The following is a 15,413-nucleotide window of genomic DNA, read 5'->3' as shown; positions in this document are numbered from 1 at the left end:
GAGAAAATCAGAGGTGAGCGGAGCAAAATAATATGGTAGTCACAATCATTGGAGTAGGTTTACTGGGCGGGTCGTTTGCGCTGGCGGTTCGGGAGAAATACCCGAAGGCGAAATTTATCGGGGTGGATGCGTCCTCCGTGCATGGCAAACTGGCCTTGGCCAAAGGCATCGTCGACGAAATGAAACCGTTGGCCGAGGCCGTGGTCGTCAGCGATCTGGTGGTGTTGGCAACGCCCGTCAACAGCATTCTGGAGTTACTGCCGCAAATTCTGAATCAGTTGCCAGAAGGCGCTACCGTCACCGACCTGGGTTCAACGAAAGAACTGATTTGCCAATTGGTTGATAGCCACCCGAAACGGGCGCAGTTTGTGCCTGTTCACCCGATGGCGGGGACTGAAAACTCGGGTCCGGGGGCTGCTTTTCGGGAGTTGCTGCCCGGTAAAAACCTCATCATCTGCGACCGGGAGAAAAGCGACTATGACAGTCTGAAACTGGTGGAAGCGCTGTTCAGCGACATCGGCATGAAGCTCTTTTACATGAACCCACAGGAGCATGATTTGCACCTGGCCTACGTTTCGCACTTGAGCCACATCAGTGCGTTTGCGCTGGGACTGACGGTTTTAGAGAAAGAAAAAGACGAGCAGGCGATTTTTGACATGGCCAGCACCGGTTTTAGCTCCACGGTTCGGCTGGCAAAAAGTTCTCCGCAAATGTGGGCGCCCATTTTCGACCAAAACCGGGCGAATGTCTCCCAGGCTTTGTCTGATTACATCGAATTTTTGCAGCAGTTCAAAGCCATCATCGACGATCAGAACCTGGACGATTCATTTGAATTTATGGCCAAAGCCAACCAGATCCGGCGGGTGTTGGAGGGAATTGACCGGAAGTGAAAAAGCCCCTAAATCCCCTGAAGGGGACTTGGACTCGCCACCTTTGGGATGCAAAAAGTCCCCTTCAGGGGATTTAGGGGCTTACGGCCTGCTTCGTTCTCCTTCAAAAACCGCTTTCGCGTTCTCAATACTTTTCTTTTGAATGAAGTGAGCCGTTGCCGCTCTGCCGATGCCCAGGGTTGCGGTGGTCGCAATACCAGCGGAAACCGCACTGCCCACTCCCGGAAAGAAGATTTTGACGGAAGCCCGGGCCAACTCGCGCAGCACCAGACCGGCACTGATCGTGGCACCGATGGCAGTTAGGAACTCCTTCGCGGTATCCTGACTCAGTTGACGACCGGCCACGTAGGCAATGGCGATGATCAGTGTGATTTGCAACGAGGTGATCGGAATAATATCGCCCAAAGGAATCGGAACGGCGGCAATACCACCACAAATGGCCGCCACCACTTTGGTGAGCCGGTTGGCAATCGATTCCTGGAGTGTGCGAACCTGACTCAGCCGGGCAAAAGCCAGCTTGCTTTCTTTCGGCAGTTCGTTGAAAATATAATCCAGCAGTTCGTCAATGCGCCAGCGCTCGTCGGAGCGAAGCCTGTCATTTTTCCAGGACTGGTACGATGAGACCCCCAAGACCGTAATCAGCGATTCTTTTAAATACGGGTCGGCTTCAAATTTCGTTTTGAGCAGGTTTTCAATGACCTTGACCCGCTCCAGTTTTTCGTTCAGGTCTTCCGGGTCTTCGTCCTCCGGCTGGTGCAACCGCACATTTTTGGGTTCGAGCGTATCGCAATGGGTGGCAACGACCAGAATGGGCGGGCGGTAGTTGTGGACTTTCTCAACGGTTTTACTGATTTCTGTGAGTGCTTCGAGGTCGGGGTTGATTCCGGAATCGGCTTCGGTGGCTTTGATCAGAAACAGGATTAAATCCGGTGCTTTTTCCTTTAAGGCGTTGAGGATCGACTCGATGGGAGAGGTGGCGGCATCGGCTTCGTCGGGGCGCGAACCCTCCTGCAAGCCACGGGTGTCCAGAATGTCGAGGGTTCCCATGTCGCTCGAATACGGCCACCAGGTGGCCTCTCCGGTTTGGGCTTTTTCGTGACCCACTTCCGCGACCTTTCGCCCGAAAATCGCGTTGATCAGGGACGACTTGCCGCTGCCCCGTCGGCCGACGAGAGCAAACCGGGGAGAACGCGTTTCAACGAGCAACTGGCGAAATTCGCGGATTTCCTGACGAACGTCCTTCGCGACAGACTCCGGGACACGATCGAGTAAGGTTTCCAGTTTTTGTAAAACCTCACTGATTTGGGATTGCAGGGGTTGGTTCATAGGAGTCAAGTATAGGCAAATTGACCGGTATTCGTTCCGGAAATTACAGCATCGGTGTAATACTATACACCAGTTGCGCTTTTTTTGTTTGGAGGCTTTTTTGCGTAAAACGGATGAGAATTCTCTGACCATCTCCGGATTTCCGATCATCCCGTATTCCGATTATCCCGCATTCCGGCCACCCCGAGTTCCCCGGACAGTGTCCGGGGCTAGTGATGATAGCCCTTCAGGCTGGTGTTGAGGGGCTATGCCGTAAATAATTTTGAGGATAACTTCCAACGGTTCAGGCGACTACCGGGTCTATCCTCCAAATGACCAAACCCCGTTCTTCTATGAAAAATCGACTACTTCTGCTGCTGTCTGCATCCCTGTGGCTGGCCTGCCAGCCCGGTGACTCTTCTGAATTTGGCATCGAACCCGGCGGCAATACCTACAACGACGAAGCGTCGCCGACCCAAAAGCTGTTTTGCAACGGCACCAATTGTGATAATCCCAACAACCTGGAAACGTATTCTTACAATTCGGCTGGAAAATTAATTCGGATCGATTACATTGGACGGGTTCCCAGCGGGAAAACGGAGACATATTCATACCATGAATACCGTTACAATCCGAATGGTCAGTTAGCTGGAAAAACCCGGTTTGGCAAATATGGTACCGGTTCGGAGTGGGTCGCTTACGATGAATCTGAATACGAGTATGCCGACGGTGTACTGAAAACCGAGCGGAATTATTTTAACCAGCGCAATCCGGAGCAACGCGTTCTGACCGGTCTGGTGGAATACATTTACCAAGGTGGGAAGATAACAGAGCAAAAGTGGTTCGACGCCAACAAAAAACTGTATCGGCGGGTGGTCAACGAATACAAAGACAATGTGTTGACCCGCGAATCCTGGTATTCGGATACGGACAAGGTTACCCGCTTATTTACCCATACTTTCGCCGGAAACCGCCGGCAAATCAGCGAACATTTGCCCAACAGCAGCGATCAGATTGCGCTCATTGAAAAGACCTACGACAAACAGGGGCGACTATTGACCGAGGAAACGAAAGTGAACAACCCGCTTCTTTGCGCAATGGTGGCGGGAATTATTCGGTATACGTATTGAAAACCGGCCAAGCTAACCGGTTCATGTAGTAAGGCAATCCGTAGTGGGTTGCCTTTTCTATTCATTCGCTCGTCAAAATGTCCGGTTTGGAGCTTGATTCTTCCGGTTCGGGGAGGTAAAAAAGACAAAGCGAATCCCTTTTTTTTGCTTTGTACATGAATTTCGATTCGTGTATGAAAAAGGTGTTCATCGTTTTCCTGTTGATGGTCAGCCATGAAGGAGGGGCGCAAACCGTCGTTCGGACGGTGCAGGACGCCATCCAACTCGCCCGGCAGCAAAATCCCGATCTGCAAATTGCCCGGCAAAACCGCATCACGCAGGAGCAGCAACGGGCCGCCACTCGCGCCGGTCTGATGCCAACGGCCCGGGCGTTTACGAACCTCGATTATAATTATGCCCTGCCGACGCAGTTGATACCGGCGGAGTTTCTGGGTGGGCAGCCCGGCGAATTCCGGTCGCTGCAATTTGGCGTTCCGTTCAACCTGACGGCGGGTGTGGAGGTTTCGATGCCGTTGCTGAGTCGGCCAAACCGCCTGGATGTTGGATTGACCAACCAGAATTTACGGATCATCGACGACCAGAATCTGGTGTTGCAGGACGAGGTGTCGACGCAGGTTGCGCGGGTGTACCACGCCACCCTGCTGACCCGCTCGGCCATCGACATTGCCCGCCGGAACGTGGCCAATGCCGATACCATCGCGACCATTGCCCGGTATCGACTGGAAAAAGGCCAGATCGAACCGCTGGAATACAACCGCCTGCAATCCATCCGGCTAACGGCGGAGGATGTGCTGCGGCAAAATGAACTGAGTTATGTCCGCAACCAAAACCATATGAAGATATTGCTGGGGCTTACCGTGCGGGATTCGCTGGTGCTGGAGCAGAATCTTGTTGGGTCGTCTGCGCAAAACGGATTTTCGGCTCTGAATGGATCCGTCGAACGGCCACAGATCACCGTTCGCCGTTCGCAACTGACATTATTTCAACAGCAGTTGAACCGGGAAAATGCCTTACGGTGGCCAACTTTGTCGGTGTATGCCCGGTATTCGGCCCAGGCGCAACGGAAACAGTTCGACTTTCTGGATTTTAGCGAAAAGTGGTTTCCCATTGGCGTAGCCGGATTACAACTGAATATCCCCCTGTATACGGGCGGCTTGCGAACGGCCAACCTGAACCGTGCCCGGCTGCGAATCGAGCAGGCCCAGACCGAACTGGCGTATGAACAAACGCGCGCGGAAGTCGACAATCAGGATATTCTGAATGCGTATAACCAGGCCGTTCGTTCGCTGGTTTTTAACCAGCAGAATTTCGAATTGAACGAGCAGAATACGCAGATTGCCCTGGTGAAATACCGGGCGGGAATCTTTGCGTACGACCAGTATCTGAACGTATTCAATGAGTCGTTGAACGTCCAGAACCGCTACCTGAATACGTTGTCGAACGTATTTATCAATCAGACGATTTTGCAGATCAGAAATGGACAATAAAGCACACCCCGAATTGAATTACGAGTTCCTGCTTCCGACGGGGGCGGGAATGCGAAAGGGCCTCATTCTGCTGGCTATAGCGGTTTTGTCCGGCTGTAACCGGAAAGAAGAAGGCACTTCGCCGACCTATAAAGACCTGACGGAAGCGGTTTATGCATCGGGCGGTATTTACCCCCGGAATGAGTACAAAGTGCTGGCCAATGCCGACGGTATTTTGCAGCAGAAGCTGATTAGTGAGGGCGATTCAGTCAAACGCAGTCAATTGTTGTTTGTGCTGGAAGGCATTACGCAGGGTGCGCGCGAACAGGCTACGGCCAACATTTACCGACAGTCGCAGGCCAACCTGAGCGACAACTCACCGGTTTTAGCCGAACTCGAAGCGCAGGTTCGCACGGCGCAAACCCGTCTGGCCAACGACTCGGTTAATTATGCCCGCTACCGGGATTTGTACCAGCAAAATGCGACCTCCAAATCCGAACTGGAGCGGGTTCAACTGGCCTACCAGACGTCCCGAAACGACTACATTGCCCGGCGCAGTTCATTGCAACGCACCCGGAATCAGTTGTATGTCGACTTGCAAAACTCACGAAGTCAGTATGTGGCCAGTGGGCAGGAGCAGGGCAACACCCGCGTCCGGAGTTTTGTGGATGGAAAGGTGTACGAGATTTTGAAAGAACCGGGCGAAGTAATTCGGCGGAATGACCAGCTTGCGCTGATTGGGAGTGGACATGATGTGTTTGTGAAACTGGCGGTCGATGAAAGCGATTTCGGGAAGATTCGGGAAGGGCAGGACGTTGTCGTCAAAGCGGATGTCTATCCCAATAAAGTGTTCAAAGCCCGGGTGCGGAAGATTTATCCGAAGCTGAACCGGGTCGATCAGTCGTTCCGGGTCGATGCAGAATTTGTCGGCGAACGACCCGACGCGTATTACGGATTGACGGTCGAAGCCAACATCATCATCAGCCAGAACAAGCGGGTGCTGACGATTCCGAAGTCGTATGTGGTTGGAAATGACAGTGTTTGGGTCAGTGAGAACGGTGGAAAAAAGAAGGTGCGAATTGTAAAGGGTGCCGAGAATTTCGATCTGGTCCAGGTGAAAGGCGGTTTGAATGAGAAGTCGATTTTGATTTATCCAGAATGAATTTACAAAGTTATTTCGCGGAGCTGAGCGGAGTTTAAAAGAGTTAAGCAGAGTTATTAATTTTCTCCGCTTAACTCTTTTAAACTCCGCTCAGCTCCGCGAAATAACGATCAAAAACTCATGAATCTCAGCATCACCACCCAAATTGCCAAAACGCACCTGCTGTCGAAGAAGCGGCAAACCCTCGTTGCCATGCTGGGCGTGACGTTCGGGATTGCCATGTTCATCACCATGATTTCGTTCATGCAGGGCGTCAACCAGTTTCTGGAAGACTCGGCGCTGGACGCCAGTCCGCACGTGCGGATGTACAACGAGGTGAACACGCAGCGCCCCGCCCTGATCGACCAATTGAACCGGAGCGACTCGGCTTTCAACGTCATCTATCACCAGAAACCGAAGGAACAATTGTCGCGGCTGAAAAACGGTTTTCTGATCGCCCGGCGGATCGAGCAGGAACCGGGCGTGCTGGGCGTTTCGCCCCAACTCAGCACGCAGGCATTCTATAACAACGGTCCCATTCAAATTTCAGGAACCATCGCCGGGGTTGACATCGATCGCGAAAACCGTCTGTATAACCTGAAAAGCCGGTTAAAATCCGGGACGATTGAAGCCTTGCGGTCCAACCCGAACGGACTGATTATGGGTAATGTGCTGGCCCGTAAGCTCAACGTTCGCGAAGGTGACAAGGTAAGTGTGACGACGCCGACGGGGGGGACGATGATTCTGCGGGTGGTCGGCACCTTCGGATTCGGCATCGGAACGGTCGACAACACCAAGAGTTACGCCAATTTATCGACAGTGCAGGAAATTTTGCAGAAAGATGCGAGCTATGTGACCGATATTCACATCAAAATGTTCGATCCGTTACTGGCGCTGCCACTGGGTAAAAAACTGCGGGCCATGTACGGATATTATACGGAAGACTGGGCGACAGCAAACTCGGCCATCCTGGCGGGCGAAAAAATCCGGAATGTCATGACGTTTGTGGTGTCGATGACGCTGCTGGTAGTGGCCGGTTTTGGCATTTACAACATCATGAACATGAATGTCATCAATAAAATAAAGGACATTGCCATTTTGAAAGCGACCGGTTTTGAAGGGAAAGATATCGTTCTGATTTTTCTGCTCCAGGCGGTTTTTATCGGCGTATTGGGTGGATTACTGGGGCTGTTGATTGGCTTTATTCTCAGTTATTTATTGTCGATAACGCCGTTCAACGCCGGGGATTTTTTAAGCATCAAAACGTTCCCGGTTATTTTTGATCCGAAATACTACGGAATGGGCCTTCTCTTCGGATTGATTACGACGGTTTTAGCCGGTTATTTTCCTTCTCGAAAAGCCTCGAAAGTAGACCCGGTTTCGATATTAAGAGGATAACGATGGAAAAGGTATTAAAAGCATCGCATTTCAACAAGTACTTCACCGAACCTGATCGATTTCAGGTGCTGAAAGATGTGACGTTCGAGGTCAATAAAGGCGAATTTCTGGCGATCGTTGGCAAGTCAGGTTGCGGCAAATCGACGCTGTTGTATTTGCTGTCAACGATGGATACGGAGTATGAAGGCACGCTGGAAATTAATGGGCAGACATTAACGGGTCGCAGTCAGGATTATCTGTCGAAGTTTCGCAATGAACACCTTGGTTTTGTGTTTCAGTTTCACTTTTTGTTGCCGGAATTCACCACCTTACAAAACGTGATGCTTCCGGCTTTAAAACTAGGGAGGTATTCGGAAAAAGAAGTGGAACACCGGGCCTACGAAAAGCTGAAAATGATCGGGATGGAGGACCACGCCCGCAAACTATCGAGCAAATTATCGGGCGGACAGCAGCAACGCGTGGCCATCGCCCGCGCCCTGATCAACGATCCGACCATTGTGATGGGCGACGAACCAACGGGGAACCTGGACAAGACCAATACTGGGATTGTCTTCGATATTTTCCGCGAAATTGCGCAGGAAAACCACCAAACCATTATTGCCGTTACCCACGACCCCGACTTTGCCGCTGGCTGCGACCGGGTTATCGAGATGTCGGATGGCATGATCATTTCCAGTCATGAAAATCAAATTTAACAAATACGTCGAGTTGCTATTGCTGTGGGGAGCGCTGGGTGGCGTGGTGGGTCGCCAGTGGTTGATGCCCGATATTACCTGGCAGGTTCAGGTTGAATTGTTTTTTCTGTCCTTTTTTGTTTTGAATGCCATCTGGCTCTTCCACTACTGGTTCAACGACTATCTGAATCGCCAATTACCCTTTGAGAAAAATATCAAATTACGCGTTGTGATTCAGATTATTGGCGGGTGGGGCGTGGTAAAGACCGTGTATTTAGGCATCACGTATTTTGTCTATACGGAGTTTTTATCGGCTCAAGTCATGAGTATTCCCCTGCTCAATCGTTTTAGTGTGATCATCATTGGAATGACGGTTTTTCTAGCAAATACGGTGGTGTGCCTGGGTTTTATCGCCAGCCATTTTCTGAAACAATGGCAGGAGAATGCCATCCGGGCGACCCAACTCGAAAAGGAGAAAGTTCAGGTGCAGCTCGATAGTTTAAAAAATCAGATTAGCCCGCATTTCCTCTTCAATAGTTTGTCGTCTCTGGACGGATTAATTCACGAAAATCCAGATTTAGCATCGCAGTTTTTGCGGCAACTATCGAAAGTATTCCGGTATGTCATCCAGCATAAAGACAAGGACCTGGTGAGCTTAACCACCGAAACCGAATTTATAAATAACTACATTCTGCTCCTAAAAACCCGCTTTAATGGCTCGCTTGATATTCAGGTGAAAATCCCACCGGCCTACTCCGATAAAGCCATTGTACCGGTAACTTTACAAATTCTGGTTGAAAATGCCATCAAGCACAATGTTGCCAATGCCGGGCAGCCGCTGACCATTCAAATCGTAGCGGATGAAGACTACGTCTCTGTCGAAAATAACCTGCAACGAAAACCGCGGGTTGAAACGTCGAATGGGCAAGGGTTGACGAATTTGAAAGCTTTATACCACTTTTTGAGCGAGAAGGAAGTGAAAGTGGAAGAATACAATGACCGGTTCCGGGTGAGCATTCCCTTGGTTTAATGAAAAATGAACTCTGAAAAATAACAAATGCATGGCCAATCGTCGTACATTGTGCGCAATCATCATTTTATAGAAAACTATGACGCACGCACACAATGCCGACCAACTGCTGGACATTACGCTCCGGGAGTTGACCACCGATCCGGTTCATTTGCAACCGATGGCAAACAGCTTCATTGATCAATGGGTCCGGGCGCTCGGATCAGGTCACCTGGTTCTGGACGATATTTCGGATGAACTGGAGCAACTGAAGGCGGCACTGGCCACCGGAAAAAGCCTGTTAATTGCCGAGTCGTTGCATTCCCTGGCGAAGCTGACCCGGAAAAGTCTGGAGAATGCGGAAGAAGAAATGAAAGGAAAACTTCAGGAGTTGGCGACTACGCTGGATGAGGTTTCGACGGGATTGGGGAGGAAAGGAAAACAAAAAGAGAATATTGAATAATGAATGTTGAATAGCGAATAACGAAGTCAGAGCCAAAGCAAAAAAATAGCTCTCTTTCGTTATTCGCTATTCAACATTCATTATTCGATATTATTTCAGATTTTACTCCGTAACATCCCGCAGCGTCGCGATTTGATCGCGGGTCTGGCGGAGTTCGTCGAGCTGGGTGCTGAGGGTTTGACGGATGTGCGATGGAAGGCTTTCATCTTCCAGCGTTTCTTCGTATTCTTCAACAGCCGCATTTTCGCCAAAAACACAGGATTCGAGCACGGTATGGCGATCTTTGCCCGTGAAAGCCGATTTGATATCAATCCAGGCGCGGTGAATTTTGCTGCCGGCACTGGTTTCATCAACCCCGGGAACTTCTCCGCCAATGCGAACGATGTTGTCGGCCAGTTCGCTCCGGAACTTCCGGCTTTGTGAGGTCAGATTCTTGAACAGGGAAGCCAGTTCGGCATCTTCGATGTCTTCGGCGGCTTTTTCAAAACCATTGATGCGGTCGTTGTTGATCTTGACCAGATCGTTCAGGGAGTCAACTATTTCGTCGTTAGTCATGATAGTATGGTGTAATGATATACCCTTTCTAACTGGAACATCCGGCGAATGTTCAATAAAAAAAACGATTTTGAGCGTAGATAAGGCATGACCATTTTACTGATCGAAGATGAACCGCTGGTTGCCAAAACGTTGGCCCGGCTGGTTCGGCAACTGGAGCCGGAGGCTCATCTCGAAGGCCCGCTGGAGAGTGTGCAGATGGCGATGGAGTGGTTTGATCGCCACCGTGCCACCGAACTTCCGGAGCCGGATCTGATTTTGTCGGACATTCAGCTCTCCGACGGGGTCAGTTTCGACATCTATCGCGCCATCAATCCGAAGTGTCCCATCATTTTTACGACAGCCTACGACGAGTATGCCATTCGGGCTTTCAAACTCAACAGCATCGATTACCTGCTGAAACCAGTTGAACCGGATGAGTTGAAAACCGCCTTCGACAAATACCACCGTTGGCGGCAGGGCGGTACGTCGGCCGATTTTCGGGATCAGCTTCGGGATTTACTGGCGGACGTTTCGGCACCGAGCAAAAAGTACAAACACCGGTTTATGGCGCATTACCTCCGTAACATTGTGCCGGTTCTGGAAGAAAACGTAGGGTATTTCTGTCGGGATGAGTTGATTTACCTCTATACGATGGACGGACAGAAACTGGTGACGGATTACGGATCGCTGGACGAACTGGAGGAACTGACCGACCCGGGTGTTTTCATCCGCGCGAACCGCCAGTGTCTGGTCAATCTGAGCGCCATTGCCGGCTATCAATCGCATTACAGCGGCAAGCTGATTGTCACCCTTCGAAAACCGGCTACGACGGAACTGACCATCAGCAAGGAAAAAGCCGCCGTGTTTCGGGAGTGGTTTGAGCAGGGGTGATTTTAGAATAGAGAATAGGTTTTTGCATTTGCCCCTAAATCCCCTAAAGGGGACTTGGACACGATCAATCCGGATTCCAAAAGTCCCCTTTAGGGGATTTAGGGGCAAATGCGAAGGTTTTAGAGAAGTGAGTGGTAACGGTATTTCAGAGGATGTCTTTACTCTCTTGTCTCTGCTCTCTTGTCTAGTCTTCTTTTTGAACAATCTGAACCCGCACCAGATCGATCCGGGCTTCCGTCATCGACAGAATCGTAAACGTGAACGGCGGCATTTCGATCACATCGTTTACGTTCGGAATTTCGCCGTTGATCGATAAAATCAAGCCGCCCAGCGTGTCATAGTCGCCCTCGGGGATGGCCCAGCCGTATTTTTCATTCAGATTCTCGATCTCGTGCCGGGCGCTCAGGAGCCAGGTGTTGTCGTCCAGTTGCCGTTCGTCCCAGTCTTCGTTGGTATCGTATTCGTCCTGAATCTCGCCAAAGATCTGTTCGACCAAATCCTCGACGCTGACCAAACCCGATGTTCCCCCGAATTCATCGACCACCAAAGCGAGACTTTTGCGTTCGGCCAGAAACTTTTCAAGCAACAACCGGGCGGGCATACTGTCCGGCACCACCCGAATGGGCGTCAGGATGCTCTCGATGGTTTGCGGTTTTTGAAACAAGGCGAGGGCGTGGCAATAGCCAATGACGTCGTCGATGTTGTCACGGTAGACAATAATTTTTGAGTGGCCGCTGTCCTGAAAACAGTTCTTCAGTTCCTCAATGCTGTCTTCCACATCCACCGCCGTGATTTCCGTCCGCGGAATCATGCAATCCCGCACAGCTACGTGGCGGAAATCGATGGCATTGTTCAGGATTTCGGTATCGATATCGATTTCTTCCTGGCTCGAATCGACCTGCTGTTTTTGCTGGTTGAATTGCTGGAGGTAGTGGTTCAGGTCGATCAGCCCAAAAACCGGCCGGACTTCGGAGTACTGACTTCCCGGAATAATCTTGACGATGCCTTTGGTGAGCCAGACCATCAGCCGGACGATGGGGGCAATGGCCTTGTAGATGACCCAAATCGGGATGGCCAGCCTTTCCATGAAGGCATCGGGATGAATCAGCGCCAGGCTTTTAGGAACATAATCCGCGAACGGCATGAAGACAATCGTCAGAATCAGCGTTTCGATGACGATCAGCGTAACGGGGTGGTTGAACGCATCCGGGACGTAGGCCGACAGAAACGGGTTGAGGGCCGTCACGCCCAACACACCGTATAACACCAGAAAGAGCGTGTTACCCGTGAGGGTTGTGCCGACAAACAGAATGGGTTGTTTCAGAAAGGCCGATACCAGCTTCTCGCCTAGGGGCCCCTGTTTACTGTGCAGTTCAAAATAAAGCCGGTTCACCGATTGGTAGGCCATCTCGACCGCCGAGAAAAAACCGGCCAGCACCAGTGCCACGAATGCTCCGAGGAGAATACTGTAGGATTCCATAGGGTTTCTGAACTCGGATTACGCGGATTAAAAGACCGTGTCAGCGATCCTGGTTAATCCTTTAATCTGTGTAATCCGAGTTCAAGACTTTTTCTTCTTTTTTCGGGTTGGTTTCACCGGAACCGCCGGTTTTTGTTTGACCGAATTCAGGTGTACGCCACGAACATACATAAAAGCCAGCAAAAACGCCAGACACAGCATAATTAGCCAGTAATGTTCGCCAAACGTACGCGTCCGCCGGAACTCCAGAACCCAGAGAATGAGGCAGCCAATGGAAAGGGAAATAAGAACGGTTTCTCTGATTTTCATAAAATGCCTACTGTGAACTGCCCACCAGCGTCGGCTTCTTTTTGTCCCGCATCTTGGTGAATTCCCGGTAGCGACGGATTGCAGCCATTGAAAAACCGATGACAAGCACAAACGTCCCGATCCAGAGCAGATTGATGAGCGGCATCTCCTTGGCTTTCATCACGATGTAATCGCGCTGGGTCGTGTTGGCCGTGAAGGTAAACAGGCCGGTTCGCGGATCAATTTCGTTCAACTGAAGCCGTAAGCCGAGTTCTTCGTTGGTTTCGGCTTTGCGGCCCACCATGCGGTCTTTAATGATGAAGGCCGGTGACAGGGTATATTCCCGCTCCTTGTCCAGCACGCGAACCACGGCTTTGACAGCCGCATCGTTTGGTCCGAGGGGTGTTCCTTCGATTTCGCGGGTTTGAATGACATTGTCAAAAACCGCTACGTAATCGTTCACAAAGAAGGTGTCTTTGGGCGCAATCCGGTACGTTTCCGTCGGGCTCCAGGTGCCTTCGCTGCTGGGGTCGGGAACCGTCGCAACGTAGGTATAGAGGTCTTTGCCCGGCATCCGGCGAATATCCGGCGAGGGCAGAAAACCGCCCGCACCCATTTGCTCGTTGATCTGACCGCGCGGATACAAGGTGAAAATTTTGCCACCCGGTTCGCGGTATTCCACTTCGTAGTAGGTGTTTTCGGGATGCAGGGCAACGGTATCGCCTTTTTTGTGATACAGCTTGCCGTTCTGTTCAATATCCCGGGTCGCAATGCCGTGAAAACTCAGCTCCGGCGTGGCGCCCACAATCGGCTCGACCCAGTTGCGGGGAACGTAATCCGGCACATCCCGAATCTCGATCCGCTGGCCCCGGTAGGTCAGCAAATAACCACTCATTTTCTGCGGCTGATTCAGCCACAGGATGACGTTTTCCTTGTTTTCCTTGTTGTCGTTTTTCGTGAAATCTTCCCCTTTCGAAATCAGCAAACCGGTGTTGTTCAGGGAGACAATTTTGGAATAGCCCGATGAAAACAAAATCCCGATCAGCATCAGGGCCACACCAATGTGGGCCACCGCGCCACCCGACAGCTTGTAATTCCCCCGAATGACACCCCACAGAATGCTGGCGTTCGCAACAATGGCAAAAACCGATGTCGTAAGCAGCACCATAAAAGCCGGTTTCGTAATATCACCGTAGGCAATCAAACCGCCACTGATGAACATTGTAATGATGCCGGAAGTTATGAGGGAATTCAGGTTGCCTTTGCCCACTTTCCGCCACCAGATGAATTGCCCGATCCCCGTCAACAGCGCAATGGCCGAGAAAAACCAGATCTGGAATTTGTTGTAGTGCGCCACCTGATCGGCGGGCATGGCGATGTTGGGGCTAAATCCGAAGGCTTCGCCAATTTTGTTGTACACCGGAAACGAGGTGGTGTTCAGAACCTGAAAACCGGCCAGACAGAGCACGATGGCACCGATGAACAGCCAGAATTCTTTGGAATACACGGAAGTTTCTTCTTCGTCTTTCTCGATCAATTTCCATTTGAAACTGATTAGCACCACAGCCATGGCCACGAAAACCAGCATGTAAATCAGCAACTGGCCGGAAAGTCCTAAATCCGTAAAGGAGTGAACCGAGGCATTGCCCAGAATACCGCTGCGGGTCAGGAAGGTCGAATAGAGAATCAGCAGGAACGTGGCTACGGAAAGAATGATGGCGGTTTTCAACCCGGTCGAACTCTTTTTGGCAATCAGCATGGCGTGAATAGACGCAATCAGAACCATCCAGGGCACCAACACCGAGTTTTCGACCGGATCCCAGTTCCAGTACCCCCCGAAATTAAGGGTTTCGTAAGCCCAGTAACCCCCCATCAGAATCCCGACGCCCAGCACCATGGCCGAGAACAACGCCCAGGGAAGGGCGGGACGCATCCATTCTTTCGGCTCGTTTTTCCACAAACCGGCGATGCAAAAAGCAAACGGAATCAACGTCGTAGCGTAGCCCAGAAACAGGGTCGGTGGGTGAATGACCATCCAGTAATTTTGCAGCAGGGGGTTCATGCCCTTGCCGTCTTCCGGAATGTAATTGGGATTGCTGGTGAAAATCGGCGCATCGGCCATCGCATCCCGCAGCAACAGGAACGGCGAACTGCCCACTTTGAAGGTGTCGCCAAACACCACACCCAGAATCATCGATGCCAGAAACGCCTGAACTAACGCAAAAACCGTCATCATGGGCGCTTCCCACTGGCGCGAACTCAGGCTTTTCGAGCGGTCGTCGCGGTTGGTTTGAATCAGGACGATGCCCAAAATTACGTTCCAGAACAGCCAGAGCAGAAAACTGCCTTCCTGTCCGTGCCAGAAACTTGAGATGATGTATTCAGCTGGCAACGCGCGCGACGAGTAACTCCAGGCGTAATGGTATTCGTAATAATGATTGGAAATGATGTAGAACAAACAGGCGACGATACCGAAAATGGCGACGCCGTGGAGATAAAAAGCACCCCGGGCCAGCCAGCGCCACTGCGTAATTTCCCGTTTGTTTTGCAACAGCTCGTTACCCGCCAGCGAAATCCGCAGGTAGGCGAACGTGGACATCAGGGCCGTAACAAAGGATATAATAACAAAAAGGTGGCCGATATTACCGACGGTTGTATGAATCATGATTGAATGGTTCGAATGGCTAAAGGGGTGGTTTTATGGTTAAAAATGGTTCTAATGGTTGAAAATGGTTGAATGG

14 protein-coding genes are annotated in these 15,413 nt (G+C 51.1%); 9 read left to right on the top strand and 5 right to left on the bottom strand.

The window, feature by feature from the left end:
* The first annotated feature begins 32 nt into the window (after window positions 1–32).
* Window positions 33–890 carry a prephenate dehydrogenase gene (locus F0P93_RS25155; RefSeq protein WP_150880487.1) on the top strand — a complete coding sequence of 286 codons (858 nt, stop codon included), beginning with the start codon at window positions 33–35 and terminating at the stop codon, window positions 888–890.
* Window positions 891–971: 81 nt separating this feature from the next.
* On the opposite strand, the gene F0P93_RS25150 is transcribed toward F0P93_RS25155, so the two are convergent.
* Window positions 972–2,216 (bottom strand): GTPase family protein, encoded by a 1,245-nt coding sequence (locus F0P93_RS25150; RefSeq protein ID WP_191908915.1) that lies wholly within the window; start codon window positions 2,214–2,216, stop codon window positions 972–974.
* A gap of 332 nt (window positions 2,217–2,548) precedes the next feature.
* On the opposite strand from F0P93_RS25150, the gene F0P93_RS25145 reads away from it, so the two are divergent.
* The 7 genes from F0P93_RS25145 (at window position 2,549) to F0P93_RS25115 (ending at window position 9,476) form a co-directional block, all read left to right on the top strand.
* Window positions 2,549–3,325 (top strand): hypothetical protein, encoded by a 777-nt coding sequence (locus F0P93_RS25145; RefSeq protein WP_150880485.1) that lies wholly within the window; start codon window positions 2,549–2,551, stop codon window positions 3,323–3,325.
* Window positions 3,326–3,498: 173 nt separating this feature from the next.
* Complete coding sequence (locus tag F0P93_RS25140) at window positions 3,499–4,812, top strand: TolC family protein (protein WP_150880484.1); 1,314 nt, start codon at window positions 3,499–3,501, stop codon at window positions 4,810–4,812.
* Entirely contained in the window at window positions 4,802–5,953 is a 1,152-nt protein-coding gene (locus F0P93_RS25135) for an efflux RND transporter periplasmic adaptor subunit (RefSeq protein WP_374756785.1), read from the top strand. The genes F0P93_RS25140 and F0P93_RS25135 overlap by 11 nt, the downstream gene beginning before the upstream one ends.
* A gap of 120 nt (window positions 5,954–6,073) precedes the next feature.
* Entirely contained in the window at window positions 6,074–7,330 is a 1,257-nt protein-coding gene (locus tag F0P93_RS25130; protein ID WP_150880483.1) for an ABC transporter permease, read from the top strand.
* A gap of 2 nt (window positions 7,331–7,332) precedes the next feature.
* Window positions 7,333–8,025 (top strand): ABC transporter ATP-binding protein, encoded by a 693-nt coding sequence (locus F0P93_RS25125; RefSeq protein ID WP_150880482.1) that lies wholly within the window; start codon window positions 7,333–7,335, stop codon window positions 8,023–8,025.
* Window positions 8,009–9,034 carry a sensor histidine kinase gene (locus F0P93_RS25120; protein ID WP_150880481.1) on the top strand — a complete coding sequence of 342 codons (1,026 nt, stop codon included), beginning with the start codon at window positions 8,009–8,011 and terminating at the stop codon, window positions 9,032–9,034. The genes F0P93_RS25125 and F0P93_RS25120 overlap by 17 nt, the downstream gene beginning before the upstream one ends.
* A gap of 79 nt (window positions 9,035–9,113) precedes the next feature.
* Complete coding sequence (locus F0P93_RS25115; protein ID WP_150880480.1) at window positions 9,114–9,476, top strand: hypothetical protein; 363 nt, start codon at window positions 9,114–9,116, stop codon at window positions 9,474–9,476.
* A 102-nt stretch (window positions 9,477–9,578) separates the two neighbouring features.
* On the opposite strand, the gene F0P93_RS25110 is transcribed toward F0P93_RS25115, so the two are convergent.
* Entirely contained in the window at window positions 9,579–10,031 is a 453-nt protein-coding gene (locus F0P93_RS25110; protein ID WP_310588017.1) for a ferritin-like domain-containing protein, read from the bottom strand.
* An 87-nt stretch (window positions 10,032–10,118) separates the two neighbouring features.
* Here F0P93_RS25110 and F0P93_RS25105 point away from each other — a divergent pair, with 87 nt between their 5' ends.
* Window positions 10,119–10,904 carry a LytR/AlgR family response regulator transcription factor gene (locus F0P93_RS25105; RefSeq protein WP_150880478.1) on the top strand — a complete coding sequence of 262 codons (786 nt, stop codon included), beginning with the start codon at window positions 10,119–10,121 and terminating at the stop codon, window positions 10,902–10,904.
* Between the two features lie 184 nt (window positions 10,905–11,088).
* Here the strand turns inward: F0P93_RS25105 and F0P93_RS25100 are convergent, their stop codons facing one another.
* The 3 genes from F0P93_RS25100 to ccsA form a co-directional block, all read right to left on the bottom strand.
* Complete coding sequence (locus F0P93_RS25100) at window positions 11,089–12,384, bottom strand: hemolysin family protein (RefSeq protein ID WP_150880477.1); 1,296 nt, start codon at window positions 12,382–12,384, stop codon at window positions 11,089–11,091.
* Window positions 12,385–12,465: 81 nt separating this feature from the next.
* Complete coding sequence (locus F0P93_RS25095) at window positions 12,466–12,693, bottom strand: hypothetical protein (protein WP_114406247.1); 228 nt, start codon at window positions 12,691–12,693, stop codon at window positions 12,466–12,468.
* A gap of 7 nt (window positions 12,694–12,700) precedes the next feature.
* Complete coding sequence (gene ccsA, locus F0P93_RS25090) at window positions 12,701–15,337, bottom strand: cytochrome c biogenesis protein CcsA (RefSeq protein ID WP_150880476.1); 2,637 nt, start codon at window positions 15,335–15,337, stop codon at window positions 12,701–12,703.
* Window positions 15,338–15,413: the final 76 nt, after the last annotated feature.

The organism is Larkinella humicola, assembly GCF_008727875.1.
Lineage (GTDB): Bacteria > Bacteroidota > Bacteroidia > Cytophagales > Spirosomataceae > Larkinella > Larkinella humicola.
Note: the sequence above shows the minus strand (reverse complement) of the source record. Positions and strands in the feature narration are given on the sequence as shown.